The organism is Pseudomonas sp. FW305-20 (assembly GCF_058788075.1).
Genome location: NZ_JBYTAJ010000003.1, coordinates 138,135 through 164,569, shown reverse-complemented (window position 1 = coordinate 164,569; position 26,435 = coordinate 138,135). Strand labels below are relative to the sequence as shown.

Sequence of the window (26,435 nt, the reverse complement as noted above, 5' to 3'; positions counted from 1 at the left end):
TGATCTCGCTTGGTAAGAGGGGTATTTGGTCAGTATTGCGACGCAAAATCGGGGACTACAAGCGAACATAATTCGCTATGTCAGTCCCGGATCGCAGTTTGCTTTCAGGAAAGCTTCGCCAGGCAGGCTTCGAAAATATCCAGCCCTTCTTCCAGCACCGCGGCCTCAGTGGTCAACGGCGCCAAAAGCCGAATGATGTGGCGCGACTTACCGCTTGGCATCAGCAGCAAACCGGCATCTCGTGCCAACGCCAATAGCTGCGTCAATTGCGCCGAGGCCGGTGTGCCGTCGGCATTGATCAACTCGATGCCGCGCATCGCGCCAACGCCGGTCAAGCGGCCCAGAAACGGGGAAAGCTTGTTGGCGCGCCAGGCCTCGTAGCGGCTGACAATGGCTTCTTCCTGTTGCGAGCCCCAGGCGTGCAGGTTCGCATCGGTCATCTCGTCCAGGGTGGCCAGTGCCGCGGCGCAGGCAATCGGGTTGCCCGAATAGGTGCCGCCCAGTCCGCCCTTGGGCAAGGTGTCGAGCAACGACTTGCGCCCGACCACTGCGCCCAGTGGTACGCCGCCGGCAATGCTTTTAGCGAGCAGGATCAGATCGGGCTCAATCCCCAGTCGCGAAAATGCAAAGCGCTGGCCGGTGCGACCGAAGCCGGACTGGATTTCATCAACGATCAGCAGGATGTTTTTCTCATCACAGAAGCGACGTAGCGCCTGGGCGAACTCCACGTCCAGCGCCAGGAAGCCCGATTCGCCCTGCACCGGTTCGACGATAAAACAGGCGACGTCATCAACGTCGATCTCGACGCTGAACAGCCGGTCCATGGCTTTCAGGGCCTCGGCACAGGTCACGTCGTTGTCCTTGCTCGGGTATGGCAAGTGAAAAACCGTACCCGGCAGCACGCCGACTTTCTGTTTGTAGGGCGCGACTTTGCCGTTGAGGTTGAGCGTGGCGAGGGTACGGCCGTGGAAGGCGCCGTCGAAGGCGATGACGGCCGTGCGACCGGTGGCGCCACGCACGATCTTCAGGGCGTTTTCGGCCGCTTCTGCGCCGCTGTTGGTGAGCATGCCGCTGACCGGGTAGTCCACCGGAATAAACGCGGTGAGGCGATCCATCAGTTCGATGTAGGGCACATGCGGGGCGGCGTTGAACGCGTAGTGGGTCAGCCGCGTGGCTTGTTCGCGAATGGCCTCGACGATGCGCGGATGGCAATGGCCGAGGTTCAGTACGCCGATGCCGCCGACGAAGTCGATGTAGCGTTTGCCATCGGTGTCCCAGACCTCGGCATTTTTGCCGTGGCTGAGCGTGACGGGATGAACGATGTTGATCGACTGGCTGATGGTTTCGCTGCTCATGGATGACCGACTCTGAAGAAGGGATGCTTCTTTTTATCTAAGCCGTGAGCAGTGGTTTGGGGCAAACGAAATAAAGTGGCCGGGTCAATCTTAAAAGTCGGGATGTTGCCTGTACCGATCGATGGCGACGCGTAACCTGTGGCGAGGGAGCTTGCTCCCGTTGGGTCGCGAAGCGACCCTGCTTATCTAAAAAGAAGGGGACCGCTGCGCAGTCCAGCGGGAGCAAGCTCCCTCTCCACAGGTTCAGTGTCGTTTGTGACGTATTTTGCGGGCGTTGAATCAGCGGCGAGTCAGCGGCTGTTGAGTGAACTTCACACCGGCCAGGCCATGAGCAATCAGCGCGCGGATATTGCCGTGATCGCTGCCCTCAGGCGTCGCCACCACCGAACGGTAATGCTCGCCGAACGCCAACAGCGCTTCTTCATCGCTCAAGCCTTCCAGCAGCGCCAGACCCAATGTCTTGCACGAGCCTTCATTCTGCCCGGCTGCGTTTTCCACGCCGCCGTTGTTGAAAGCCTGAGGCTGATAGTCGTAGCCGGCGGCGATGAAAGCCAGGGTGTCGGCAAAAGCGTGTTCGCCGCTCTTGAGGCTGGCGCGCAGGGTGGTCAAATCACTCATTGGGTTTTCCTTTGGCGAACGCCGCTTGTTGTTCGGCGTTGGCTTCTTGCTGGTATTGGGCTTTCCACTCGGCGTACGGCATGCCGTAAACCACTTCGCGGGCTTCATCGAGGCTGACCTCGATCTGGCGTTCATCGGCAGCGGCCTTGTACCACTTGGACAAGCAATTGCGGCAGAAGCCGGAAAGGTTCATCAGGTCGATGTTCTGCACATCCTTGCGGCTGTCCAGATGGGCGACCAGCCGGCGAAAGGCGGCGGCTTCGAGTTCCAGGCGTTGTTGATCGTTCATGGCGGGCTCTGTGCAATCAAATCGTGGCGCGGATGATAAAAGTCTGACGAACAATGCGCCAGACGCGGTCAGCGGCTCGCTGCAAGCGTTATCGATACCGACTCGGCGAAACGCAGGGCGTGGGGCTTGTCGACTTCGACCTCGGCGTACAGCACCGACTCGTTGGCCATGACCAGATCGAGAATTTCCTGGGTCAGGCGTTCGAGCAGCGCGAAGCGATTGCCTTCCACGTGGGCGATGATCGCCTTGGTGATGGTGCGGTAGTTCAGCGCGTGATCGATGTCGTTGTCACGTACCGCTTCCTGAGCGGCATACAGGATGGTCAGGTTGATCTGCACATCCTGCTTGTTGAGGATTTCATCCTCGTTGATCCCGATGAAGGTCCGCAGGCACAGGTTCTTGACCCGGATGCGTGCGGTTCCTGGTTGAAGTTGTGGCATTGCTACTTGCTCCGTCCAATCAATTGCAGGAACTCCTGGCGGGTATTGCTCGACTCGCGGAAGGCGCCGAGCATCACCGAGGTGTTCATGGTCGAATTCTGTTTCTCGACGCCGCGCATCATCATGCACATGTGCTTGGCTTCGATGACCACCGCAACGCCCGCCGCGCCGGTCACTTGCTGTACAGCTTCGGCGATTTGCCGAGTGAGGTTTTCCTGGATTTGCAGGCGACGGGCGAACATGTCCACCAGTCGCGCAATCTTCGACAGGCCCAGTACTTTGCCCGTTGGAATATAAGCCACATGCGCTTTGCCGATGAAGGGCAGCATGTGATGTTCGCAGAGCGAATACAGCTCGATGTTGTCGACGATGATCATTTCATCGTTGTCGGACGCGAACAGCGCGCCGTTGACGATTTCTTCGACACTTTGCTCATAACCACGGCAGAGGTACTGCATGGCTTTTGCCGCGCGAACCGGGGTGTCTTGCAGACCCTCGCGGTCGGGGTTTTCACCGAGGCCGATGAGGATCTCGCGGTAGCTCTGGGACAAGGCGTTCTGGGGCAGGGAAAACGTCATGGAACATCCTCGCGGGGGCCGCTTATTTGATGTGCCGTCCGCCGTTGACGGTCAGGGTCGTGCCGGTGACATAAGGGTTGTCGAGCAAATAACGCAGGCTCTGGTAGATCACTTCGCCGCCGGGCTCGATGCCCAGCGCGGATTTGGCCAATACCTTGGCGCGGTATGCCGCGTCATCGTCGGGGTTGAACATTAGCAGGGCTGGCGCGATCCCGTTGACCTTGATTGTCGGCGCGTATTTCGCGGCGAAGGACAGGGTGAGGCTGTCGAGCCCGGCTTTGCTGGCGCAGTAGCCAATATGCTTGCTGCTGCCCTTGCGGGTCACGTCGTCGCTGATGTGCACGATGTCGGCGGGGCTTGAGCGTTGCAGCAAGTCGGCACAATGCAGATTGATCAGGTAGGGCGCCAGCATATGGACGTTGAACATGCGGGTGAAGGCTGCGGCGTCGGTGTCCGGGGTTTCGGCCAGCCACTCGGAGGCGTTGTGGACGATTGCCCGCAGGCTGTCGGTGTGGTTTTTCAGTTCGCTGATGAACGCGAAGATCCCGGCTTCAGTGGCGAAGTCGGCAAACACCGCGATAGCCCCCAGGTCGCGCAGGACTTGCACGCCGGGGCGTTCACTGCGGTAGCTGAAGATCACCGGCTGGCCATCCTCGAGCAAACGCTGCGCACAATGCAGGCCGACACGTTGGCCGGCGCCAGTGATGAGGATAGGGGCTACGGAAGAGGTCATGAACGGCTCGCGTCGCGGTAAGAGCAAAACTATACCAGCGCGCGGCGGCATTCACCTACCGTGGGGCTTTCCCTGTGGGAGCGAGCCGCCCGGAGCCGGCTCGCTCCCACAGGGAAGTTAGTGGTTTTGAGGAGTGGGTGCAGCGGGCAGCGGCCGTTGCGGCGTGGTGTTCAGCCAACCGGCCAGCAGACGGGTCGACAGCGGAATGAAGAAGTAGACCATCAGCGGGGTCAGGCACAAGGTGCTGATGAACACCCGGCTCAGCAAACCCATGTCGCTCAGCAATGGCCCGAGGATAAAGTTGAACAGCAGGGAAACCGGAAAGAATGCCAACCAGATCGCCACGGCCTGTTTCCAGCGTGGCGGGCGCTGGCCAGCCGCGCCGAACCAGCCTTCGATGCCGCTGACTCGATGTTCCGTTGGATCGGCAAACAGGTCACTGCCGCGTGCCAGCCATGCGGTGCGCGAGGCGGAATGCTCCCAGGCGTGCAAAGTCTGCTCGTCGGCAAAGCGGAAAATAATCTGGAATTCGTCATCGTCGGGCGGCGGAGCGAGCACGCCAGAGCCGAGATAGCCGGGAAAATCGGTGGCCAGTTGTTCGCCTTCGCGCAACCAGGTAATCAGGTCTTGATAACGCCCAACGGCGACGCGGCGCGCAACCATCAGCGTGACGGGTGAGGTAGACATTGTGCATCTCCGTATAACAATCGCGTCGCTCCGGGTAGGAGTTTCGCCAGGCGCAGCGCCGGGGTGATGGGCTGCGTCGTGGAACAAGCAAGGATTATTCCTGATTCTGCTGGGTACGTCAGTGATTTGTCGCCAGCAACGTCTTGAATGGTATGGGGGCAAGGGAGGTAGAATGGGATCCAATTTATACATGGACGTAGAATTAAATGCCTGTCCTGACTGACGTTGTCCCTGGATTGCAGCCCAGTCTTCCACTCGAACAGGAAGACCTGTTTCCGATACGCGAAGTGTCGCGCCTGACGGGGGTCAACCCGGTCACGCTACGTGCATGGGAGCGCCGCTATGGGCTGATCCAGCCCGCGCGCACCGAAAGTGGGCACAGGCTGTATTCGTTGACCGATATCGACCGTATCCGCAGCATCCTTGGCTGGATCGAACGCGGCGTTGCGGTCGGCAAAGTCGGCAAGATCCTGGCCAGGATTGCGCCGCTTCAGGCTCTGTCGCACATCATCCCCAATGAACTGGTACAGGCTGACTACACGCAATGGCAGCAACAGGTTCAGGCGGCGGTGAATGCATTCGACGAGGTGCAACTGGAACAGGTTTATGGACAGATCTTTTCCAGTTATCCGCTGACTGTCGTGTTTCAGGACATTCTGCTTCCACTCTGGAAGCAACTGCGCCAGCGCCATGAAGCATTCGGCCAGGCCAGCGAGTGGCTTTTCCTGGATGGTTTTCTGCGTTCTCGAGTGTTGCAACGCCTGCTGCTGGTGCGTGTCCTGCAACCGCGACGGGTGATTGTCTGCGCCCTGAGCGATCAGTGTCGTGAACTCGATGTGCTGGTAACGGCGCTGTTTTTGAGCAGTGTCGATTCGGCTATTCAAGTGTTGGCTATCGGTCAGCCATTCGATGAACTGGCCCTGGTCTGCGAAAGAGTCAAACCCCAGGCGCTGGTGCTGATTTCCAATCACGCGCCTGCGCTCGAGTTGCCGCGGCGACTGAAGCGCCTGGCCTTGAGCCTGGATTGTCAGTTGTTGCTGGCGGGGGATGCGTCCGATCTGGTGCAGGAAAGCCTGGCGGGATCGTCGATTGGATGTCTGGGCAACGAAGGATTGGTCATGCGTCAGCGTTTGAAACAATTCCTGACAGGCAACCTGGACACCTGAATCAGAGATGCATGGCCGGATGCGTCAGCCGATGCTGTTGAAGGATGTACTGGCGCAGGCGTTCGGTTTCGTCCTTGTCATCCTGACTCAACTGATAGGCATAGAAGCCGTTCTCGGTTTCTTTCTCTAAGGTGCCGCGCAACGCGATGCGCTCGTAGCCAGACGGGCTGAACCACAAGGCAAAATGTTTGGGCGGTTTGGTCTTGTTGCGAACTTCCAGCAAAACCCCTTTGAAAGACACTTCGTGCACCCACATCGTACCGGGCTGGCCATTGGCATTCTCCAGCGCTACCGGTTCGTCGAGGACCAGGCGCCATGGCCGGATCATCGGTCCGTCTTCATAGATGCTGGGGACGCCGAGGCGTAAATGCATCGCGTGAAACTCGTCTTCCACCAAGTGCAAAGGAAAAGTCATTTGCTGGTTTTCGAAGTTGGCCTGGATGGTGACTTGCTCATGCGCGGCAAGGCGCGTGAGCAGGTCACGGATCTGTGAACCACCGTTGACGAGCAGGCTCGACGTCGCATCCCGCACATTGAGTTGCGGGTTGTGTTGCATGGTCTGGATAAAATCCAGTTCATCCTGAGTCAGGAGTGCGTCGCGTTGCATGATCTGCTCGACAGAAAAAGTTACAAAGTCACCGGTGATTGTAGTTAATGACAATCAATTCTTCGTTTTGTTTTCGCCGTTCGTCGCTTTTAGTGCGGCAAGCTCGGCCTGGACCTCAGCCAATTGCGCCTCCAACTGCGCGACACGCTGCTGGGCCTTGATCTGAAGGGTGACGTCTTTCTGCACACCGATGAAATAAGTCTGTCCGTCATCAGGGTTCTTTATCGTCGAGAGGGACAGTTCGTTCCAGAACGGCGTGCCGTCCTTGCGATAATTCCTGAGGATTTCCCGGCAGGAACGGCCACTGCTCAAGGCTTCGCGGATCGATGGAAGCGCTTCCTGGTCGCGATCCCCGGACTGAAGAAAACGGCAATCCTGGTAGAGGATTTCTTCGCTGGTGTAACCCGTCAGGCGTTCGAATGCCGGGTTGACGTAAATCAGGATGTTGTCTTGCTCGCCTTCCTTTTCGGCAATCACGATGCCGTCATTGGAGGCGTTGATCACCATTTGCAGCAGTTGGGCGTTAATCATCGGAGAATCCTTTCCAATTTGATTGAGCGCTGCATTCTAGAAGAAGACTCATTGCTGTCTACTGGCCACCAACGTTAATTGAGAGTCAATCGCAGCTTTTTTGCCATGGCTGTTAATATCCCCCGTCTTTTTATTCAGCTCAGGATCAGATTGATGAAAGTCGCCATCCTTTCCGGCTCGGTGTACGGCACGGCAGAAGAAGTCGCCCGCCACGCTGCCAATATTTTAAAAGCAGCAGGTTTCGAAGCCTGGCACAACCCGCGTGCAAGTCTCGCCGAGGTCCAGGCCTTTGGTCCCGAAGCCTTCCTGGCGGTGACATCGACCACCGGCATGGGCGAGTTGCCGGACAACCTGCAACCGTTGTATTTCGCTATTCGCGACCAGTTGCCGGCTGCCTGGCGTGGCTTGCCGGGCGCTGTGATTGGCCTGGGCGATGCGAGTTACGGCGACACGTTCTGCGGTGGCGGCGAATTGATGCGCGAATTGTTCGGCGAACTGGGCCTGCGCGAAGCCCTGCCGATGCTGCGCCTGGACGCCAGCGAAAGCGTGACGCCGGAAACCGACGCCGAGCCTTGGCTGGCAGAGTTGGTCAGCGCTCTGCGGGGCTGACCGGCCGCTCGCGCAGAAGGGCGAGCCAGGCTTGCGCGGCTTTTGACAAGTACGCACCCTGACGCCAGATGAAGGCGATATCCCAGCGTAGATAGCTCGGCGCGTTCAAGGTCAGGCGCACCACGCCTGGCCGCACCAGCCCGCGAGCCACCACGCGCGGCAACAGCACCACTCCTTGACCGGCCGCCACCAGCGCCGCAAGAAAGTCAGCCTGGCCGCTGCGACCACCTTCCTTCGGCGTAAAACCCAGTTGCTGGCAGGCTTGCAGCAAGCGGTCGTTGAGCACGAAGCTGCGCTGATACAGCAGGAATGGCGTGTCGGCCAATTCCTCCAGCCCAATCACAGTCTTCGACGCCAGCGGATGATCGGCCGGCAGCAGGGCGTCCAGCGGTTCATCGCAGAAAGGCTGGAAGGCGAACTGAGGGTCCTTCGTCAACAGGCTGCCACCCAGTTCCAGCTCTCCACTCAAAACGGCCTGTTCGATGCTCAGGCTACCGCCTTCAAGCAATTGAATGCTGATGTTGGGGTGGCGTCGCCGGTACTCGGCGAACAGTCCGGCGAACAGCGCGTCGCTGCCCAGCAGCGGCAAACCCAGGCGCAATTCCCCGCGGGCCAGTTGGCTCAAGTCATCCAGCTCACTGAGCAGTTCGTTGCGCAGCCGCAACATGCCTTCGGCCCGTTGCAAAACCACGCGGCCGGCGGCAGTCAGGCGCAGCTGCGAACCTTGCCGTTCGAGCAGCGCAGTGCCGAGGCTCTGTTCCAACTGAGCGATCTGTTTGCTCACCGCTGATTGACTGATGTGCAGGGTCTTGGCGGCTTGAGTAAAACCACCCTGATGCATGACCTCGACGAAGCTGCGTAGCTGTTTGAATTCCATCTGCATGATTCCATTTTGGAATGGCTTCGAGTCTAACAATTCGCTTCGGGTATGACAGCCCACTCCTTAACATGAGCACCTGTGAGGATCAAAGACATGAATGCATCAACCTTTAAAAAATTGGCTCGACTGGCGACCGAATTGGCCGTGCTACTCGCCATCTACCTGCTCGGCTGCCAGATGGCCGTGTGGTTTGCCTGGCCGATTCCCGGTGGTGTCATCGGTATGGTGCTGTTGCTGCTGGCGTTCGCTTTGGGTGTGGTCAAACCAGCAGCGCTGCAAATGGGCGCCGGCCTGTTGATGGCCGAGATGCTGTTGTTCTTCATTCCGGCGCTCATGAGCCTGCTCGATTACGGCGGCCTGCTGCGCAACGACGGTTGGCGAATTTTGCTGGTGATCGGCGTCAGCACGCTGATGGTGATGCTGGTGACTGCCTTTACCGTGGAACTGGTGGTGCGGTTGAGGAGGTCTCGTGAAGCTTGAGCTGATGCCAATGTTCTGGCTGGCCTTCACGCTGCTGGCCTATCTGTTCAGTCGCTGGATCTATCGGCGCACCGGGCGCTATGTGTTGTCGCCACTGATTCTGGTTCCAGCCATGCTGTTGGCGCTCGCTGTGCCGTTGCACACCGCGTATGCCGAATATTCGAGCAACACCCATTGGCTGATGCTGGTGCTGGGCCCGGTGACCGTCGCTTTTGCAGTACCGATCTGGCAGCAGCGGCAGATGCTGATGCGGCATTGGTCGGCGTTGTTGCTGGGGATGCTGGCGGGCAGCGCGGCGTCCATCGGCAGTTCGTTCGGGTTGGCCAAGGCGCTGGCACTGGACAGTTCGGTGACGATGTCGCTGGTGCCGCGCTCGATCACCACACCTTTTGCCATGCCGCTGGCCCATGACCTGGGGGGTGTACCGGAACTGACCGCGGTGTTTGTGATGTTCACCGGGGTGTTCGGGGCGATGCTCGGCGGCATTCTGCTCAAGTGGTTGCCCCTGCGCAGTGCCTTGGCTCGAGGGGCGCTGTTTGGTGTCGGTGCTCACGGTGCCGGAGTCAGTCGAGCACATGAAGTGGGGGGGGAAGAGGGCACGGTGGCGGGGTTAGTCATGGTTCTGACGGGGCTGCTGAATCTGTTCGCCGCCCCCTTGTTGGCGGCAGTACTTTGACATGGATCCACGTTCATTGGCGTACTGACTCGCCAGGCCATCAAGCTGGCTGCCAATGCAACTACACGATCCCCGGGGCGTGACTAGACTGGTGTAACGTCGGTAAACAATAGAAACCCCAAGAATAAAAATCAGAGGTTCCTTGCCGTGAACGTTGCCCCCGTCCAATCGCCACACAGTGTCAAAGACCAGGTCAGCGCCGCCGAGTGGCAGACCCGCGTCGACCTTGCCGCCTGCTATCGTCTGGTCGCCCTGCATGGCTGGGATGACCTGATTTTTACCCACATCTCGGCCAAGGTCCCCGGTACCGAAGACTTTCTGATCAACCCGTTCGGGCTGATGTTCCACGAGATGACTGCGTCCAGCCTGGTCAAGGTCGATCAGGCCGGCAACAAGCTGATGGACAGCCCCTACGAGATCAACCCGGCCGGTTACACCATCCACAGCGCGGTGCACGAGGTTCGTCACGATGTCGTCTGCGTGCTGCACACCCACACCGCTGCCGGGGTCGCCGTGTCGGCGCAGAAACAAGGCATTTTGCCGATCAGCCAACAATCGTTGTTTGTCCTGTCCAGCCTGGCTTATCACGCCTACGAAGGTGTTGCGCTTAACCCTGAAGAGAAAGCGCGGCTGCAGGCCGACCTCGGCGAAAACAATTTCCTGATGCTGCACAACCACGGTCTGCTGACCTGCGGCAGCACCATCGCCGACACATTCCTGATGATGTTCACCTTCCAGCGTGCCTGCGATATCCAGGTGCTGGCGCAGAACGGCGGCGCCGAGTTGATCGCCATCGAGCCGCAGATCCTGGCGGGCGCCAAGGCGATGATCGCCGGCGTCACCAAAAGTGCTCAAGGGATGGGCGGCGCACTGGCCTGGCCAGCGTTGCTGCGCAAACTCGATAAACAAGACCCGGGTTATAAACTCTAATGCCTCTCGCCGAGATCCCTCTGTGTGTCTGGCGCAAACGCGGCCAGACGTTCGTATTCCGTGGCCAGACCATCCGTTACTGGACGGCGGGGCAGGGTGAGCCACTGTTGCTCATTCATGGCTTCCCGACCGCCAGTTGGGACTGGCATTTCCTGTGGCAACCGCTCACCCAGCGCTATCGGGTGATTGCCTGCGACATGCTCGGCTTTGGCGACTCTGCCAAACCGATGGACCACGAATACAGCCTGCTGGAGCAGGCCGATCTGCAACAGGCCTTGCTGGCGCATGTGAAGGTCGAGCAGCCGGTGCACCTGTTGGCCCACGATTATGGCGACAGCGTGGCCCAGGAACTGTTGGCCCGGCATTACGAAGCGCGCATTGATATCGCCAGTTGTGTGTTCCTCAATGGCGGCCTGTTTCCTGAAACCCATCGCCCGATACTGATGCAAAAACTCCTGCTCAGTCCCTTGGGCTGGATGATCGGGCGAGCCTTTTCCCGTGACAGCCTGGTGAAGAGTTTCCACCAGATCTTCGGTCCGCATAGCCGCCCCAGTGAGAGCGAGATGGACGATTTCTGGAGCTTGATCGAGAGCAATCACGGGCCACGGATCATTCACAAACTGATCGCCTATATCCCTGAGCGGCGCGCCCGGCGCGAGCGTTGGGTCAGCGCGATGCAGCGTGGTGAAGTGCCATTGCGGGTGATCGATGGTGAGGTCGACCCCATCTCCGGCGCACACATGGTCGAGCGTTACCGGGAACTGATCCCGAATCCGGACACGGTCTTGTTGCCTGGCATTGGCCACTACCCTCAGACCGAGGCGCCGGGGCAGGTGCTCAAGCATTACCTGGAGTTTCGCGATCAGCTGGTTTCACCGCCGCGCAAGGTCGCTTGTTCCTGACTATCCCGCTGACTTATCGCGCACCATTCAGCCTCACCCCAGTTCATTGTGGCTCGCATTGTCGTGCCTGACACTCGAACTAATTGTCCCCTGGCCTGCTGGAGTCCCCCAATGAATGAGTCTGTGCGCTTCGAAGATAAAGTCGTGATCATCACCGGGGCCGGCGGCGGCCTGGGCCGGGCGCACGCGTTGCTGTTCGCCAAACAGGGCGCCAAAGTGCTGGTCAACGATCTCGGCGGTTCGGCTCAGGGCGAAGGCGCAAACGCTTCGGCTGCCGACCGGGTAGTGGCGGAAATTCGTGAGGCCGGTGGCGTCGCCGAGGCCAACCATGACTCCGTCACCGACGGCGACAAAATCGTTCAAAACGCGTTGGACACCTTTGGCCGTGTCGATGTTGTGGTCAACAACGCCGGGATTCTGCGGGACAAAACCTTCCACAAAATGGAAGACGGCGATTGGGACCTGGTTTACCGCGTCCATGTCGAAGGCGCCTACAAAGTCACCCGCGCCGCCTGGCCGCACCTGCGCGAGCAAAATTATGGCCGCGTCATCTTCACCGCTTCGACCTCGGGCATCTACGGCAACTTCGGCCAGTCCAACTACGGCATGGCCAAACTCGGCCTCTACGGCCTGACCCGCACCCTGGCCATTGAAGGCCGCAAAAACAACATCCTGGTCAACGCCATCGCGCCTACAGGCGGCACGCGCATGACCGAAGGCCTGATCCCGCCGCAAGTCTTCGAACAACTCAAGCCGGAACTGGTCAGCCCGCTGGTGGTGTACCTCGCCAGCGAGAACTGCCAGGAAACCTCCGGGTTGTTTGAAGTCGGTGGCGGCTGGATGGGCAAGGTGCGTTGGGAGCGAAGCCTCGGCGCCGGGTTTGATCCGCGGGTTGGTTTTTCCCCCGAAGATGTGGCGGCGCACTGGCAACAGATCTGCGACTTCGAAGGCGCGGCGCACCCGCAGGACAACCTTGAAGCGTTGAAGGAAATGATGGCGAATTTGCAGAAGTATTCGATTTAATCAAGCCAGCAAGGTCATCGTTCTTGACCTTTCCGGTTCTTGATAGCCGGCCCCGACATCTGGTTTGCAGCGGTCATCAAGGAAAATACTTGTGAACCAATGCCGCCAGATTCGCGGCCGTTTTCGCATCCATGATCCCGTTGTAGGTTTCCGGGCGAAAGTGCAACTGAAAGGCCCTGACCAAGTGTGCGAAGCCTTGTTCGGTTGACGCGCCGGAGACGTCGTATCCGTATGTCTTGAACAGTTTGAGCAAGTCGCTTCGGCCTGGAATGCCGGTCTCGTTGTATTGCTGCAGATAAGTGTCCCGGGTGACTTCGTCGAACCAGGCACCCACCCCTTTCAAGTAAAGGGCATGCCAGGGGAACTTCGGCCCTGGGTCACTCTTGCGGCCGACCGCAATATCCGAATGCCCGAGAACCTGGGTCGGGCTGATGTCCGGGTAGCGTTCGAGGATGTCCAACGCCAGCTCTTCAACGGCAGCAATTTGTTCCGGCTGATAGGGCGGAAAGTTGAAAACCCCTTGGCTAAACGTCGCAAGGTTGACGATTTCAACGCCGATGGACGTGTCGTTCAGATTACTTCGATTGCCCCAGGCACTGACGCCGGCATGCCACGCGCGCTTGGTTTCGTCGACGAGGTTGAAGACTTCCTGCCTGGTATAACCTGCTTTCAAGTAGCTCGGATCGGTGATGTCGGGAACCAGATAGTGGACGCTGACATTCGGGCCGGTGAGGGCATTGACTGAACTGGAGAAGTTGCCGGCGGTGTAGTGGAAGATCAGAAAGCGTACGGGCGTGTTGATGTTTTTAGTGTCGCGGTATTTGTTGTAGTTAATAGGTTTCATGGGGATATTGCTCGCGATTAATTAGGTTGAAGTCAGAAAAGGTTTTAAATGAGCGGCTGACTTGTGATTAACCTTAATCGCTGGGATGCTTCGCGTGATTACAGAGTTATGTAGTCGCTTTCCGAGAAGTGTGTAAGTGGTCGGAAGTGTTGGGGGTTTGCATAAAGACTGGCGGTGAGTGTGCAGTATAAGAAGCAAGCACGAATGCTTGCTTCTTTGTTTGGATTACTGTGCTTCAGGTTTGAAACCGGGTTTGCCGTTGGCTGCCCGCCATTGTTTTATGGCCTTTAGTACACCGGCAGGACCGTCTTTCACACCCTTCTCTGGATAATATAAGATGTCGGTGCCGTTTGGATGTTCTGAAGTGCTTACAATGTTATCCACAAAAGCATCGTGCTCTTCTTCTGATGAGAACTTCCCCTGGAACAAGCGTTTTATAATGTTCAGGTACTCGGACTCTGTGTAATCTTCATATCTATCTTTAAGTGTCATTTTCACATTTCTCCTTTTTGGGAGTGGGCTTCGATGTGCTGCTTTGGTGTCAGTACACGAAGATTGTCTATGTCGTAGACTGTGCCACCTTCGCTGATAGGCTTAACGTGGTGTATTTCAAATTTTTTCCGTCTGCCCACTTGTTCCGAAGACTTGGCACTTGGTGATAATCCATCTCTCAAATCAATTCTATTGAGTGGAGTGAACTGTCTATTCAAAAATCTCTCACTTGCTACTGTCTTCCAAAAGACTCTGCGAAACGCTTTGAAACTCGAAAACTCCCGCCCCCGAAGTTTATCCGCAATCTGCTTGGGGATCGGCGCCCCTTCCAGCGTCGAGGCGGCACCCAACCAATTTCCTGAAACCGACTGTCCGCTCCCGCTGGCAACACCGGGATCCTGTCGCCGATCCCTGAACATCGTGAATGTCGGAGGGATCCCGGAGTCGATCGGAAAGACGGTGATGAAGCCGCCAAACCCGTAGCGATCCAGCTCTGGAAAAGGATCGATTCGTCCCGCGTCGGGGGTGACGGTAGCGCCTTCATAGATCGGCAGGTCTGTGTCGACCAGCGGAAATTCCGTTGAAGGATCCTGCGGCTCTACCAGCGGCGTCCAGGTGATGACGGGGCCGTTGGAGACGGTGCTGCCGGAAACGTAAACATTCTTGTGTGCGTCAAATTGAGCAAGTTTTACCGGCACACTGGCGGGTACTGTCACTCCGTCAGTGGCAACAACGACAATCTCTACGCTATTGCCTATGGTCCTCGAGCCGAGTCTCACCGGCAGGTCGATTTCCCCTCCGATAGCTGCCAGTTCATACAGGTCGGCCGTTGAATCAGGAGCGAGTTCTGACAGCGGAACACTTACGGAGAAAAGATCACCGCTACCCAGCCTGGAGGGAGCCAATAGAGCGGCGAACCCGACGAGTACCGGTGCTGCTACTGACGCGAGGGCTGCGATAGCCGCGGATACCGCAGCACGTAACGCGGTCCTGAGCGCCAAGGAAGTCGCTGGATTAATGCCGACAGTTCCGAGCGTGCCGGTAAACGTTGGACCGAATGCCGCCAATGAGCCGACATTGGCGAACGTGGGGCTTTGCCACTGAGCCTCTGTTTCCTCTCGCCATTGCGCCAGGAGGCGTGCCTGCTCGATTTGTCGTTGGGTCTCAGCCTCTGCCGCCAGACGAGCCTGTTGTCGCTCGTGCTCTTGCGCCTGTTTTTCCTTTTGCTGCTGTATTTTCAGATTCGCCAGTTGAGCTTGGCGTTGAGCCATGGCGGTAGCTGTATCAATGACTTTCCTGCGAGTCTCCAGACTCTGTCTTTCTGTTTGTAGTTGCTTTTGTATCTGCTCGATTCGCTGTTCCATTTCGGCTTGGAGACGAGCTTGCTCAGCTGCGAAATGCTGCGCGGCTGCTTCTGCATTAGCTTCAGCCTCGGCCAGCGCTGTTTTCAATGTAGCGATTCGTGCTTTTTCTTGAGCTTGATTCTGAGCCTGAAAATCAGCCAGCGCTTTAAGTTGTGCCTCTCGGTGTGCCTTGTCGGCAGCCATTCGAGCTTGCTCGACGGCCAATCGTTTGGTTTCTGCCAGCGCTGCAAGCCGATCTTGTTCGCGCCTTCGAACTTGTTCTTGTTCTCGCCGTGCCGCGTCAGCGATTTCGTTCAGACGTTGCTGTTCAGCTGCGATCCGGGCGCGCTCGGCAGCTACTCGTTGGGCTTCCGCCGCTGCCGCTTGCGCTTGATCATTGGCCTGCACGGCGGCCAGCCACTTGTGAACTTCGACTTGTTGCTGGTTGAGCATTTGGATTGATTGCGACAGCAGATTCGCTTCGTGGGCGGCTCTGTACGAGGTTGCCCAAGCCTTCATTGCAACCCCCCGCGCATTGACTGTCCTATCGATGCTCTGTGCTTTTCGAAAGTAGTCATCAAAGTCTTTACTAAGCGGGTCACCCCCAAAGAACTGATAGGCAAGTGCGGTCTTTTGGTGAAGTTCAGCTGTCTTCCTGACAATCAGTGTGTGGCGTACTCCTAACTCTCGAATTATTGCTTCTGCGGGAGGAAGTGGGTGAGTGGGGCCTTCTAATCGTGTTGCGACCAGATCTTGCTCGATAGATTGCGCTAGTTGTTCTGTACGCGTTTGAAACTCCCGAGCAGTTTTCATGCTGTGGGCAGTAAATTCCCGCGAATTGACTACAACGTTCGTTGGAATGCCAAACATACCGCTATGAGGGAGAGTTGGGGATGTTCCGCGAATTACCGGGGTGTTCGGAGGCGCTGTTGCTTTTATATGGACGGCTTCGGTTAATACCCATGGTGGGGGATTTTGCATATTCATATCCTTTTGAATGTGCTTGTTAAGGTTCTGATAAGTACGTGATTACGGGCAGTAGTGATGTCCGTGTCACCAGTGAATGTTTGATATGTTTCAAGTTACAGCAGAGTCGTGGTTAAAGATTCTTAGAGTGCGGTAGGCAATAGGGTGTTGATTTGAGAGAGGTTTCGCGGGGTAATACTATCGGCGTGCAGATTTCTTCTGCACAAAAAGAACTGTCCGATAGTGGTCTTGGAATTTGTTGTAGGACGTGAGCTTCGATGTTTTCAACAGGCATAAAAAAGGCCGCTGCAAACGCAGCGGCCAAAGTAAGACGATTGATCAAGGAGCAATAAATCAACGTCAGTGAACACGGGGCGATGAGTCGAACATCTTCAATTCATCTGAAATCTGATACCAATGGCGTGGACTGGCCACCGCCATTGCTTCGTGCTTTGCGGCTGGTTGCCGTGAAAGCCCGGCAAGAATAAGGCGTTGAGCCAAAAGGAAAAATAGCGATTCAAGACATGCACTGTTGCAGTCTCGGCAACAGTTCCATTTGTCATGGGATCTGGGGCGGCTGCTGCAACAGGTTGGCGAGCACAACGCCCTATGCACCTGGCTGATAACCCCCCATCCAGCCCATCCATAACCCGCGCAAACCCCCGTCCCATGCGGGCATTCATCCTTTGGAGGTACATCGCGAATACCTCCTTGGTGCGCTTATCGCTCCCAACATGGGGCAGTAGGGTGGGGCCTTCTGTCACTCACCGGGGAAGACGCATGACAAAAACAACAATGCGCGCCATCTTCACGCCGCAAGCGCTCGCCGCTGCGGTTGCCTTGGGTTGCTGCGCCCAGGCGCAGGCTGTTTCATTCAACATTGGCGAAATCGAGGGGACATTTGACTCTTCGCTGTCCGTCGGCGCGAGCTGGGGCATGCGTGATGCCGACAAATCCCTGGTAGGCGTCGTCAATGGCGGGACCGGCCAGTCTTCGACCGGGGATGACGGGCGGCTGAACTTCAAGAAGGGCGAAACCTTCTCCAAGATCTTCAAGGGTATTCATGACCTTGAATTGAAGTACGGCGACACCGGGGTGTTCGTGCGTGGCAAGTACTGGTACGACTTCGAACTCAAGGACGAGGATCGCGAGTTCAAAGCGATCAGTGACAGCGGTCGTAAAGAAGGCGCCAAGTCTTCCGGGGCGCAACTGCTCGACGCCTTCGTCTATCACAACTATTCCATCGCTGACCTGCCGGGCACTGTGCGCGCCGGCAAGCAGGTGGTGAGTTGGGGTGAAAGTACCTTCATCGGCAACTCGATCAACAGCATCAACCCGATCGATGTTTCAGCGTTTCGCCGTCCTGGCGCCGAGATCAAGGAAGGCCTGATTCCGGTGAACATGCTGTTCGCCTCTCAAGGCCTGACCGACCAACTCTCGGTGGAAGGTTTCTATCAACTTGAGTGGGACCAGACCGTCGTCGACAACTGCGGCACCTTCTTCGGTAACGACGTGGTGGCAGACGGTTGCAACAAGAATTACACGGTGGCCAGCCCGGCGATCGCACCGTTGCAACCGATCGCTGCCGCGTTTGGCCAAGGCTTCGAAGTCAGCCAGGAAGGTGTGATCGTACCGCGTGGTGGTGACCGCGATGCCCGCGACTCCGGGCAGTGGGGGACGGCGCTGCGCTGGCTCGGCGACGACACCGAGTACGGCCTGTACTTCATGAACTATCACAGCCGTAGCCCGACGGTCGGCACGACCACCGCCGGCCTGACAACGCTGGCACGGATCCCGGCCATCGTCGGTGCCGCCAACAGGATCGCGCCCGGCACCGGGTCGGCACTGGCTCAAAGTGTGATGCTCGGACGCGGCCAGTATTACCTCGAGTACCCGGAAGACATTCGCCTCTACGGCGCGAGCTTTTCCACCACCTTGCCTACCGGTACGGCGTGGACCGGCGAGATCAGCTATCGCCCCAACGCTCCGGTGCAAGTCAACACCAACGACCTGACCCTGGCCTTGCTCAACCCGATTGCAGGCGGCGCGGCATCGCCTGTCGCCACCACGCCAGGTGCCGACAACAAAGGCTACCGCCGCAAGGAAGTGACACAGGTCCAGAGCACCCTGACGCACTTCTTCGACCAAGTGCTGGGCGCCCAGCGGTTGACCCTGGTTGGCGAGGCGGCGGTGGTGCACGTCGGTGGCCTGGAGTCGCGATCCGAATTGCGTTACGGCCGTGACTCGGTCTATGGCCAGTATGGTTTTGGCGGCGATACCGACGGCTTTGTCACTTCGACCTCCTGGGGTTACCGCGCCCGGGCGATCCTCGATTACGCCAACGTGATTGGCGGGATCAACCTCAAGCCCAACCTGTCCTGGTCCCATGACGTCGCCGGCTACGGCCCCAACGGGCTGTTCAACGAAGGCGCCAAGGCCGTCAGCGTCGGCGTCGATGCCGACTACCGCAACACCTATACCGCGAGCCTCAGTTACACCGATTTCTTCGGCGGTGACTACAACACCCTGGAAGACCGCGACTTCCTGGCGCTGAGTTTCGGCGTGAACTTCTGATCTGGCTGAGAAGGATGATTTCAATGCGCAAGACGATTCTGCAATGCGGCGCCCTGGCCTTGAGTCTGTTGGCTGCCAACGTAATGGCGGCGGTCTCGCCGGAAGAAGCCAACAAGCTTGCCTCCAGCCTCACGCCGTTGGGCGCCGAAAAGGCCGGCAACGCCGACGGCTCGATCCCGGCCTGGACCGGCGGCATCCCGAAAAATGCCGGCGCAGTGGACAGCAAAGGTTTCCTGGCTGACCCGTTCGCCAGTGAAAAACCGCTGTTCACCATCACCGCCGCGACGGTCGACAAGTACAAAGACAAGTTGTCGGATGGCCAGGTAGCGATGTTCAAACGCTACCCTGAAACCTACAAGATCCCGGTCTACCCGACTCACCGCACCGTGGGCCTGCCCCCGGAGATTTACGAGTCGGCCAAGCGCAGTGCGCTGAACGTGAACAGCATCAACGACGGTAACGGCCTGGCCAATTTCACCGGCAACCGCTACTACGCGTTCCCGATTCCGAAGAACGGCGTCGAGGTGTTGTGGAACCACATCACCCGCTATCACGGCGGCAACCTGCGCCGCATCATCACTCAGGTGACCCCGCAAACGAACGGCAGCTACACGCCGATCCGCTTCGAAGAAGAGATCGCCGTACCACAACTGATGAAGGACCTGGACCCGGAAAAAGCCGCCAACGTGCTGACCTTCTTCAAGCAATCGGTGACGGCCCCGGCACGCCTGGCGGGTAACGTGCTGCTGGTGCATGAAACCCTCGATCAGGTGAAAGAACCGCGCTTGGCGTGGATCTACAACGCCGGCCAGCGCCGTGTACGTCGCGCACCGCAAGTGGCTTATGACGGGCCGGGTACTGCCGCTGATGGCCTGCGCACGTCCGACAACTTCGACATGTTCTCCGGCGCACCGGATCGCTACGACTGGAAACTGGTCGGCAAGAAGGAAATGTACATCCCTTACAACAGCTACAAACTCGACTCGCCGAGCCTCAAGTACGACGACATCGTCAAGGCCGGGCATATCAATCAGGACCTGACCCGCTATGAATTGCACCGGGTCTGGGAAGTGATCGGTACGGTCAAGGCGAGCGAACGGCACATCTACGCTAAACGCCACATGTACCTCGACGAAGACAGCTGGCAAGTGGCGCTGGCGGACCATTACGACGGTCGCGGTCAGCTGTGGCGAGTGGCCGAGGGGCACGCTCAGTACTACTACGATCATCAGACCCCGGCCTACACCCTCGAAGCGCTCTACGACATCATTGCCGGCCGATACATTGCCCTGGGAATGAAGAACGAAGAGAAGCGCAGTTTCGAATTCGGCTTCGAAGCCAAGGCTGCCGACTACACGCCATCGGCCTTGCGCGCCGAGGGCGTTCGGTAGTGGGTTGATACATCAGCAGTACAAAAGGCGACCGGGTGGTCGCCTTTTTTATGGCTGCCAATCAGCGTGCTGAATACTTCTCAACAAGCGGCTAAGAGAGGGCTAGGGTTGCCGGACAATTATAAAAAGGCACGCCGCAATGACCGCCATGATCCCGTGTCTGGACCGTCCTGGATTCCTGCCCCGTCTGTCCACCCATCACCTGTCACGGTCTCGCTTGACCGAGCCGTTACTGGCCTCCACGGCACGGGTGAAATTACTCTGCGCGCCGGCCGGCAGCGGCAAGACTGCGCTGCTCGCCGAATGCCTGTTGCAGGCCCCGCCCCATTGCCGCGTGTTCTGGTTGCCATTGTCTGGCGTGGTGTTGAGCGCGGCGGATTTTCGTCATCGTCTGGCGGAAACCCTGGGGCTGGCTTCGTCGGACGAATCCGAGTTGCTGGGCTATCTGGCCCGATTGCAGACGCCGACCTGGCTGTTTCTCGATGATTATTGCCGCTTGCCTGACCCGGAGTTGGACCTGTTGCTCGATCGCATGCTGGCGACCAGCAGCCCGATGCTGACCTGGTGGCTGGGTGCTCGCCGCCGCCCGCCCTGCAACTGGCCAAGATTGCTGCTCGACGATGAGTTGTACGAATGCGAAAGCACCTCGCTGGCTTTTACGGCAGATGAAGTCGAGCAGATCGTGCAGCCCTGGGTACCGGAGCAGGCCGGCAAAGTGGCCAGTCGGATCATCCAGCGCACCGGCGGCTGGTGTGCCGGTGTGCGGATTGCATTGCTGCAAAAGTGCGATTGGTCGCGGCAGAACAAACCCCTGGGACGGGCGGACACCTTGCTCGATTATCTGGAGCATGAGTTGTTCAACTCGCTGACGCCTGAGTTGAGCGAAGCCTGGCGCGTGCTGGCCCACTTGCCCCGCTTCAATGCCCGGCTGTGCGATCACCTGTTCGGGGCCGGAGAGGGCGCTCAGTACTTGCGGACCTTGCAAACGCTGGGCTGTTTTATCGAACCTTGGGGCGACTCCACCGATTGGCTGCAGATATTCACCCCGTTCACCCAGTTGTTGCGCGATGAGCAATGGCCGGCGGGACGCTCCTGGCATCGGCGTGCCTGCCAATGGTTCTGTACCGAACAGGACTGGAAATCGGCCTTCGAACAGGCCTTGCTCGCCGAGGAGTACGAAGTGGCGGTCAGCCTGTTGCAGCACTTCAGTTTCGAGCATTTGTTCGAGGAGCAAACGGTGGTGCTGTTGTTGCGTTTGCATGAGCAGCAAGGTGAAGAGCTGACGCTGGGCAGCCCGCAATTGGTCGGATTGATTACAGCTGCGCTGTTGTTCGCCGGACGTTTCGACCAGGCGACTGCCTGCATCGCTCATTTGGCGCATTTCACGCCTCAACCCTCGGCAGTGCTTGAGCGTCAACTGATTGCACGTTGGCAGGCCCTGCAAGGTTGGTTGCTGCATTTACAGGGCCGAATGGAGGCTTCGCGCGCGCACTTTCTTGACGCGTTGAGCGCGCTCGATCCCGAGTGTTGGACGGCGCGCCTGATGTGTTTGTCCGGTTTGACGCAACAGGCATTGCTAAGGGGCGAACTCGACGTGGCGCAAGCCCACAACCGCGACGCGCTGTGCCTGGCGCGGGCGCAAGGCTCGCTGGTGTTCGAGGGCCTGATGGAGCTCGATCACGCGCAATGGCTGGAGCAGCGGGGTGCCCCGGCTCGCGCCGAGAGTTTATTGCTCAACATACATGAACTGCTCTGCCAGCAGGCCGACCGGCCCGCGCCGTTGCTTGGGCGTATCGCTTTACGACGTGGGCGACTGGCGTTAACCATGGGCCAGGATGAACATGCACGCGAGTGCTTTCAGCGCGGTCTTGAGTTGTGTCTGCGCAGTCACGACAAGCGTGTGTTATATGGATTTCTTGGTCTCGCGCAACTGGCGGCCAATCAGGGTGATTACACCCAGGCGTTTGTACAATTGCGCGATGCTGAACGGCTGATGCAGCAGCGGAAAATTCCGGATACCGTCTATCGTGGCGTCCTGTTGCAAGTCAGCAGTCAGTTCTGGTTGCAGCAGGGGCGACCGCAACTGGCCCATGAGGCACTGGCGCGGGTACTGCGTCATTATTGTGGGCCGCAGGCTCGCCAGGCTCCCCCGGCCACACTGGAGCTAATTCCACGGATTGAGTATCTGTTGATTCTGGCCGAGGTTTATCTGCAACAGCTCAGCAACGCCGAAGCGTTGCTTCAAACACTGATCGACAATGCGCACGCCAATGGCATGTACGCCCTCGAAGCGGAATTGCATCTGGCGCGGGCCGAAGTGATCTGGCTGGAGGGGGAATCGCATCTGGCCACTGCAGCTTTGCAAGAAGGGGAGCAAATGATTAGCCGTTGCCAAGGGCGGCAAGCGTGGCGTGAGTTGCAATTGCGGCAACCCCAGTGGCTGCGTACAGCTGAAATGTCGATCACCGAATTGTCTGTTGAGGCGCACAGTTCCAGTCCCCTCAGTAAACGGGAGCTTGAAGTTTTGCAGCTGATCGCACAGGGCAACTCCAATCAACAGATTGCCGATGTGTTGTTTATCTCGTTGCATACAGTAAAAACTCATGCCCGTAGAATTAATGGAAAGTTGGGGGTTGAGCGAAGAACGCAAGCTGTGGCCAAGGCTAAGTTGTTAGGTGTGTGCTCGTAAAAGTGCCTGTGCTTGATTTTATTTATATAGAGTTGGACTTGTGTGTTGTTGTTTCTGGTAATAAATTGTTCGCGTTTATCATATCTTGTATTTTTTTACTCGTGTTTCTTTGTGTTGTTCTGGAATAAGTTTTCGCTAAGTGCTTTGACATCAGGTCAGGCATAAATGTGTTAACAAAGGACAATGAATGTGAATAGTTTATTTAATGCAGATACTTTGATTGCTAGCGCAAAACCGTGGCTGGACGGAATAAGTCAGGAAGATCGCGAGCTCTATTTGGCCCACGAAGCATGGCTAGTTACGAGGGAGAGTGAATTGGCAAAGCAGTTGGGGCACTTCAGTTCGCTTAAGGATTATGCCCGTAGCATTGTCAATCAGAACATTAAACTGGAATTTGGCCAGGATCGGGATGCCGATGAAATTGTGTGTAATGCTCGTTATACATTCGAGGTGGGAGGACGGAAGATCGAGCAGGAAGATACTCGCACCCTGACCGAGCAGTTCATCTACGGCCTTTACGAGGAAGGGCAAAGAGCCCATCTCGTATTCATGGGAGACGAACTTCCCGCCGAGCTGAATCAGCAATGGTTTGAAGAGATGATGAGCTCTGATGCCCGGGCTGCCTATGGTGCCCAGTTCCGTTCTCGGTATGAGCGTCAAGACGTCATGCAAGCCTTGAAGAACGTCATGAGCCAGCGCCTGTTGCTGAGTGCGTTGGCTGCTCGCCATCAGGGGCACATCAACGACAAGAACTTCGCACGGATTGTCTCTGCCTTATACGGCGACCAGGCATTCACTATTGATGGCGTGCGCCTCATCGACGACACACGAGCGCTCCAGCATTTGATTCTGGTTGCAAGACTCGATGGGCAAGACGGTTTCTTGCTGTATGCGCCAGGCTCGCCAGGTGGACAGGACTGGTACGAACTCCAGAATTTGCAACATGTAGGCATACGGGTTGGCGAATGGACAATGGATGCCAAAGGTCGGGACTACCTGACCTGGCAATCTCACGCTGTGGATCGAGAAGTCATTGCCACCTATTTGAAACAGGTCGAACGGCTGCCGAGTACCTGGAAAGGAGTGAGCCTGGTTGCATCGCCTTACAAAGGCGCTGAAGTCCTGACCGCCACCATTGAAAACATTCGCGCATGGCGAGTGGCGGAGGAAGAGTCCCGGACACCTTACGCTTATCGCACGGCTTCTGATGCTCAACGCCAGAACTTTGCCCGTACTCGTTGTGAACTCAAGGCCTTGCAGGTCATTGCCACACGTGAGGGCGGTTTCATTACCTACGGCAAGTTCTGCTTCGATCTGATTAAACAGCGAATCGAGCAAGTGCTGGCTGACAGGGGGGAGCGGGCCACGGTCAATCCTGATCGCATCTTTGTCTCCGTCAGTCCGCAATTGGGAATGACGCTGACCGAACTGATCAGCACCGAAACGCATTTTTACGCCGATGAACAACAAACGCCTTGGAGTTATCCACGGTTTACCCTGGAACATGATCATCCACCGATCAGTAAACTTGATATCCGGGATATTGCCGGCTGGTCGCGTACGCTGCGCCCGGGCGAAAAGTACATCGAGATGCTACGTTCGAAGCATTTGGATAGAAGCCATCCCGAGGGTGCGTTTAAACGAATGGTTCACCTCGAGGTACAGCGCCGCCAGATGAAAGTAGGGGTGATGCAGGAGCGTTTTAACGGTCGTTTGACTGCCGAGCAGTATCGGCAACTGATGACTGTTATTGAAAACCTGGAAAAAATTGACACACGAACGATGAGTCCGATGGGTGAATACCCGAGTGATGTTCGCTTCAGCGCAATGTTCAAGTTGCATTTGCGAGAAAAACTGGTGGTCGGGGTATTCGTTTTCCGATTGATCATTGGTGATCGCGTTGAGGAGTTCCTGTATACGCCTGACGCACCTGATGGCCGACTGATTCGTCCGTTCTCGGAATTTGTATCCGCCGTCAAGAAACTCAAATTCGGCAACTATTTCTATGACCGGGTTCGTTATAAGGATCAGCGAGTGGTGCGGACGTACATCACTGATTTGGAAGAGCTTGGTAACTTCAATGAGGCTCCGGTTCTGCTACGCGACAGTCGCGTCAGGGACTTGGGCAGGAGTTATGACGATCTGATTTATCGCACGATTTCCGATGTCGATGAAAAGACCGAAAGCCTGGACGAAATCATCTTCAAACTGGTGTTCGGCGCGGTGGAGGCTGCGGCCACCGTTGTCAGCGTGGTGATTCCGCCGGTGGGCATTGCAATGAGTGTGGTGTTGCTCACCAGAAGTGTGCTGGAAGGTGCCGAAGCCTATAACGACGGTGATCGCGCCACTGCCGCATGGCATTTTCTGGATGCACTGATCGAACTGGCGTCGCTGGGTAAAGCCGGTTTGAGCAAGGGGGGGGCAACCAAGTTGCAGAAGGACTTTATCGGCTTGTTGGGCGATGTGTATTCGGTTCAGAAGTTTTACAGCCAGGCGACCGGGCAACAGAAATTGCCTTTACAGGCGCTCGAGGTCATTCAAGCTATTCTCAATGATCCACAAGCCCTCGACAGCAAAACTCGTCTGCTGTAACGGCTGGGTCAAGACATCCCTCCCGGATGTCGTCTGATACATACGTTGTTTAACTTTAAAAGTGTCTTTTAAAGTTTGTGCAGCACAAATCTCATGTCGATGAATCCGGGATCGGCTGATACCCCATCCGCCAACTCACGGCCCGCGTCGCAGCCAGCAACCGCTGCGCCGCCGGGCCGTTTTCGTCGGCATGGAACAACGAAGCCGGACCGACGATGGTCAGCACGGCGGCGATCTGTCCGACCGCGTTGAACACTGGGGCCGACAAGGCGTCCACGCCCGGCATCAGCAAACCATGCACATGATGCAGACCGCGTTCGCGGATCTGTTCGCACAACGCCTGGTAGGCCTGATCGTCCGCCAGCGCATGTGAAGCGCTGCTGTGCAGTTCCCGCTCGCGCAATTCGACGGTTTCACGCTTGGGCAGATAGGCGCCGAACACTAGCCCTGTGGACGAACTGAGCAACGGCAACACCGAACCCAATTGCGTCACCACCGTCACCGCGCGCACTGCTGGCTCGATGTGCACCACGGTCGCGCCCTGGTTGCCCCACACGGCGATAAAGCAGGTTTCGTTCAACTCATCGCGCAATTCAGCCAGGGGCAGGGCGCCGACTTTCAGCACGTCCATACTGTTGAGTGCTGCCAGCCCTACTCGCAAGGCTTCGCGGCCCAGACCGTAATGGTTGGTGGCCGCATTCTGTTCAGCAAAACCGCTGGCGATCAGCGCCTGCAAATAGCGGTGAACCTTGCTTGCCGGCATCTGTACGTGTTCGGCCAGGCGCGACAGTGAAGTCGATGGCGACAACTCGGCCAGGGCCTTGAGGATGTCGGTGCCGACCTCGGCCGAGCGGACTTTCTGTTTATCGTTGCTGCGCGGCGTTTCCATGGAGGTGGTCTGATCCCGGGACGAATGGGCGTCTTTATAGCTTGACGGTCAATACCAATCAAATTACGTTAAGCGTAATCGAATTACGATAAAAATAACCCAGGCGTGCCGAGAGCTCTTCGACGGAGTGACAGGCCATTGCCTACTCCCT

General features: G+C 57.5%; 25 protein-coding genes. 11 read left to right on the top strand and 14 right to left on the bottom strand.

The annotated features are described in order from the left end of the window. Positions 1 to 104: 104 nt before the first annotated feature. From AC3WP4_RS04185 to AC3WP4_RS04155, 7 genes are all read right to left on the bottom strand, one after another. Positions 105 to 1,355 carry a 2-aminoadipate transaminase gene (locus tag AC3WP4_RS04185; protein WP_102615069.1) on the bottom strand — a complete coding sequence of 417 codons (1,251 nt, stop codon included), beginning with the start codon at positions 1,353 to 1,355 and terminating at the stop codon, positions 105 to 107. A gap of 279 nt (positions 1,356 to 1,634) precedes the next feature. Next, positions 1,635 to 1,973, bottom strand: a complete 339-nt coding sequence (locus AC3WP4_RS04180; protein WP_074873819.1) for a HopJ type III effector protein — start codon at positions 1,971 to 1,973, stop codon at positions 1,635 to 1,637. Next, on the bottom strand, positions 1,966 to 2,262 hold the full coding sequence (locus tag AC3WP4_RS04175) for a DUF1244 domain-containing protein (RefSeq protein ID WP_074873820.1): 297 nt from the start codon (positions 2,260 to 2,262) through the stop codon (positions 1,966 to 1,968). Before AC3WP4_RS04175 ends, AC3WP4_RS04180 begins: the two co-directional genes overlap by 8 nt. Before the next feature lie 68 nt (positions 2,263 to 2,330). Continuing rightward, positions 2,331 to 2,702, bottom strand: a complete 372-nt coding sequence (gene folX, locus AC3WP4_RS04170; RefSeq protein WP_008150698.1) for a dihydroneopterin triphosphate 2'-epimerase — start codon at positions 2,700 to 2,702, stop codon at positions 2,331 to 2,333. Between the two features lie 2 nt (positions 2,703 to 2,704). Continuing rightward, the gene (folE, locus tag AC3WP4_RS04165; RefSeq protein ID WP_074873821.1) at positions 2,705 to 3,280 is read right to left on the bottom strand and encodes a GTP cyclohydrolase I FolE; all 576 of its coding nucleotides are present in this window, start codon (positions 3,278 to 3,280) and stop codon (positions 2,705 to 2,707) included. Positions 3,281 to 3,302: 22 nt separating this feature from the next. Then, positions 3,303 to 4,013 (bottom strand): dihydromonapterin reductase, encoded by a 711-nt coding sequence (folM, locus tag AC3WP4_RS04160; protein ID WP_074873822.1) that lies wholly within the window; start codon positions 4,011 to 4,013, stop codon positions 3,303 to 3,305. Positions 4,014 to 4,130: 117 nt separating this feature from the next. After that, entirely contained in the window at positions 4,131 to 4,700 is a 570-nt protein-coding gene (locus AC3WP4_RS04155) for an antibiotic biosynthesis monooxygenase (RefSeq protein WP_074873823.1), read from the bottom strand. A gap of 206 nt (positions 4,701 to 4,906) precedes the next feature. Here AC3WP4_RS04155 and AC3WP4_RS04150 point away from each other — a divergent pair, with 206 nt between their 5' ends. Beyond that, a complete protein-coding gene (locus AC3WP4_RS04150) occupies positions 4,907 to 5,866 on the top strand; it encodes a MerR family transcriptional regulator (protein WP_102615068.1) in 960 nt (319 codons plus the stop codon). 1 nt (position 5,867) lies between these two features. On the opposite strand, the gene AC3WP4_RS04145 is transcribed toward AC3WP4_RS04150, so the two are convergent. Both AC3WP4_RS04145 and AC3WP4_RS04140 read right to left on the bottom strand, forming a co-directional pair. Next, positions 5,868 to 6,473: a hypothetical protein gene (locus AC3WP4_RS04145; protein WP_074873825.1), complete on the bottom strand. Its 606-nt coding sequence runs from the start codon at positions 6,471 to 6,473 to the stop codon at positions 5,868 to 5,870. A gap of 54 nt (positions 6,474 to 6,527) precedes the next feature. Continuing rightward, positions 6,528 to 7,004, bottom strand: coding sequence for a PAS domain-containing protein (locus tag AC3WP4_RS04140; RefSeq protein ID WP_102615067.1), 477 nt, complete (start codon positions 7,002 to 7,004; stop codon positions 6,528 to 6,530). A 153-nt stretch (positions 7,005 to 7,157) separates the two neighbouring features. Here AC3WP4_RS04140 and AC3WP4_RS04135 point away from each other — a divergent pair, with 153 nt between their 5' ends. After that, on the top strand, positions 7,158 to 7,613 hold the full coding sequence (locus AC3WP4_RS04135; protein WP_074873827.1) for a flavodoxin: 456 nt from the start codon (positions 7,158 to 7,160) through the stop codon (positions 7,611 to 7,613). Here AC3WP4_RS04135 and AC3WP4_RS04130 read toward each other — a convergent pair. Further along, positions 7,594 to 8,490, bottom strand: coding sequence for a LysR family transcriptional regulator (locus AC3WP4_RS04130; RefSeq protein WP_076028614.1), 897 nt, complete (start codon positions 8,488 to 8,490; stop codon positions 7,594 to 7,596). The two genes, AC3WP4_RS04135 and AC3WP4_RS04130, sit on opposite strands and share 20 nt — an antisense overlap. Before the next feature lie 96 nt (positions 8,491 to 8,586). On the opposite strand from AC3WP4_RS04130, the gene AC3WP4_RS04125 reads away from it, so the two are divergent. From AC3WP4_RS04125 to AC3WP4_RS04105, 5 genes are all read left to right on the top strand, one after another. After that, complete coding sequence (locus tag AC3WP4_RS04125; protein WP_074873829.1) at positions 8,587 to 8,973, top strand: CidA/LrgA family protein; 387 nt, start codon at positions 8,587 to 8,589, stop codon at positions 8,971 to 8,973. Continuing rightward, a complete protein-coding gene (locus AC3WP4_RS04120) occupies positions 8,963 to 9,649 on the top strand; it encodes an LrgB family protein (RefSeq protein ID WP_102615066.1) in 687 nt (228 codons plus the stop codon). Before AC3WP4_RS04125 ends, AC3WP4_RS04120 begins: the two co-directional genes overlap by 11 nt. 147 nt (positions 9,650 to 9,796) lie before the next feature. Further along, positions 9,797 to 10,579 carry a class II aldolase/adducin family protein gene (locus tag AC3WP4_RS04115; protein ID WP_074873831.1) on the top strand — a complete coding sequence of 261 codons (783 nt, stop codon included), beginning with the start codon at positions 9,797 to 9,799 and terminating at the stop codon, positions 10,577 to 10,579. Beyond that, positions 10,579 to 11,481 carry an alpha/beta fold hydrolase gene (locus AC3WP4_RS04110; protein ID WP_102615065.1) on the top strand — a complete coding sequence of 301 codons (903 nt, stop codon included), beginning with the start codon at positions 10,579 to 10,581 and terminating at the stop codon, positions 11,479 to 11,481. Before AC3WP4_RS04115 ends, AC3WP4_RS04110 begins: the two co-directional genes overlap by 1 nt. Before the next feature lie 111 nt (positions 11,482 to 11,592). Beyond that, positions 11,593 to 12,504, top strand: a complete 912-nt coding sequence (locus AC3WP4_RS04105; protein WP_074873833.1) for an SDR family oxidoreductase — start codon at positions 11,593 to 11,595, stop codon at positions 12,502 to 12,504. Between the two features lie 76 nt (positions 12,505 to 12,580). Here the strand turns inward: AC3WP4_RS04105 and AC3WP4_RS04100 are convergent, their stop codons facing one another. From AC3WP4_RS04100 to AC3WP4_RS04090, 3 genes are all read right to left on the bottom strand, one after another. Further along, positions 12,581 to 13,348, bottom strand: coding sequence for an N-acetylmuramoyl-L-alanine amidase (locus tag AC3WP4_RS04100; protein WP_102615064.1), 768 nt, complete (start codon positions 13,346 to 13,348; stop codon positions 12,581 to 12,583). A gap of 225 nt (positions 13,349 to 13,573) precedes the next feature. Next, complete coding sequence (locus AC3WP4_RS04095) at positions 13,574 to 13,840, bottom strand: bacteriocin immunity protein (protein WP_074873835.1); 267 nt, start codon at positions 13,838 to 13,840, stop codon at positions 13,574 to 13,576. Positions 13,841 to 13,842: 2 nt separating this feature from the next. Then, positions 13,843 to 16,164 (bottom strand): pyocin-S2/colicin E7-DNase domain-containing protein, encoded by a 2,322-nt coding sequence (locus AC3WP4_RS04090; RefSeq protein WP_102615063.1) that lies wholly within the window; start codon positions 16,162 to 16,164, stop codon positions 13,843 to 13,845. A gap of 765 nt (positions 16,165 to 16,929) precedes the next feature. Here AC3WP4_RS04090 and AC3WP4_RS04085 point away from each other — a divergent pair. The 4 genes from AC3WP4_RS04085 (at position 16,930) to AC3WP4_RS04070 (ending at position 25,395) form a co-directional block, all read left to right on the top strand. Further along, on the top strand, positions 16,930 to 18,723 hold the full coding sequence (locus AC3WP4_RS04085; RefSeq protein WP_074873838.1) for a DUF1302 domain-containing protein: 1,794 nt from the start codon (positions 16,930 to 16,932) through the stop codon (positions 18,721 to 18,723). Positions 18,724 to 18,746: 23 nt separating this feature from the next. Further along, on the top strand, positions 18,747 to 20,114 hold the full coding sequence (locus AC3WP4_RS04080) for a DUF1329 domain-containing protein (RefSeq protein WP_074873839.1): 1,368 nt from the start codon (positions 18,747 to 18,749) through the stop codon (positions 20,112 to 20,114). Between the two features lie 139 nt (positions 20,115 to 20,253). Continuing rightward, positions 20,254 to 22,803 (top strand): LuxR C-terminal-related transcriptional regulator, encoded by a 2,550-nt coding sequence (locus AC3WP4_RS04075; RefSeq protein ID WP_102615061.1) that lies wholly within the window; start codon positions 20,254 to 20,256, stop codon positions 22,801 to 22,803. Positions 22,804 to 22,986: 183 nt separating this feature from the next. Beyond that, a complete protein-coding gene (locus tag AC3WP4_RS04070; RefSeq protein ID WP_219732400.1) occupies positions 22,987 to 25,395 on the top strand; it encodes a dermonecrotic toxin domain-containing protein in 2,409 nt (802 codons plus the stop codon). A gap of 91 nt (positions 25,396 to 25,486) precedes the next feature. Here the strand turns inward: AC3WP4_RS04070 and AC3WP4_RS04065 are convergent, their stop codons facing one another. Continuing rightward, on the bottom strand, positions 25,487 to 26,284 hold the full coding sequence (locus tag AC3WP4_RS04065) for an IclR family transcriptional regulator (protein WP_074873842.1): 798 nt from the start codon (positions 26,282 to 26,284) through the stop codon (positions 25,487 to 25,489). Between the last annotated feature and the right edge of the window lie 151 nt (positions 26,285 to 26,435).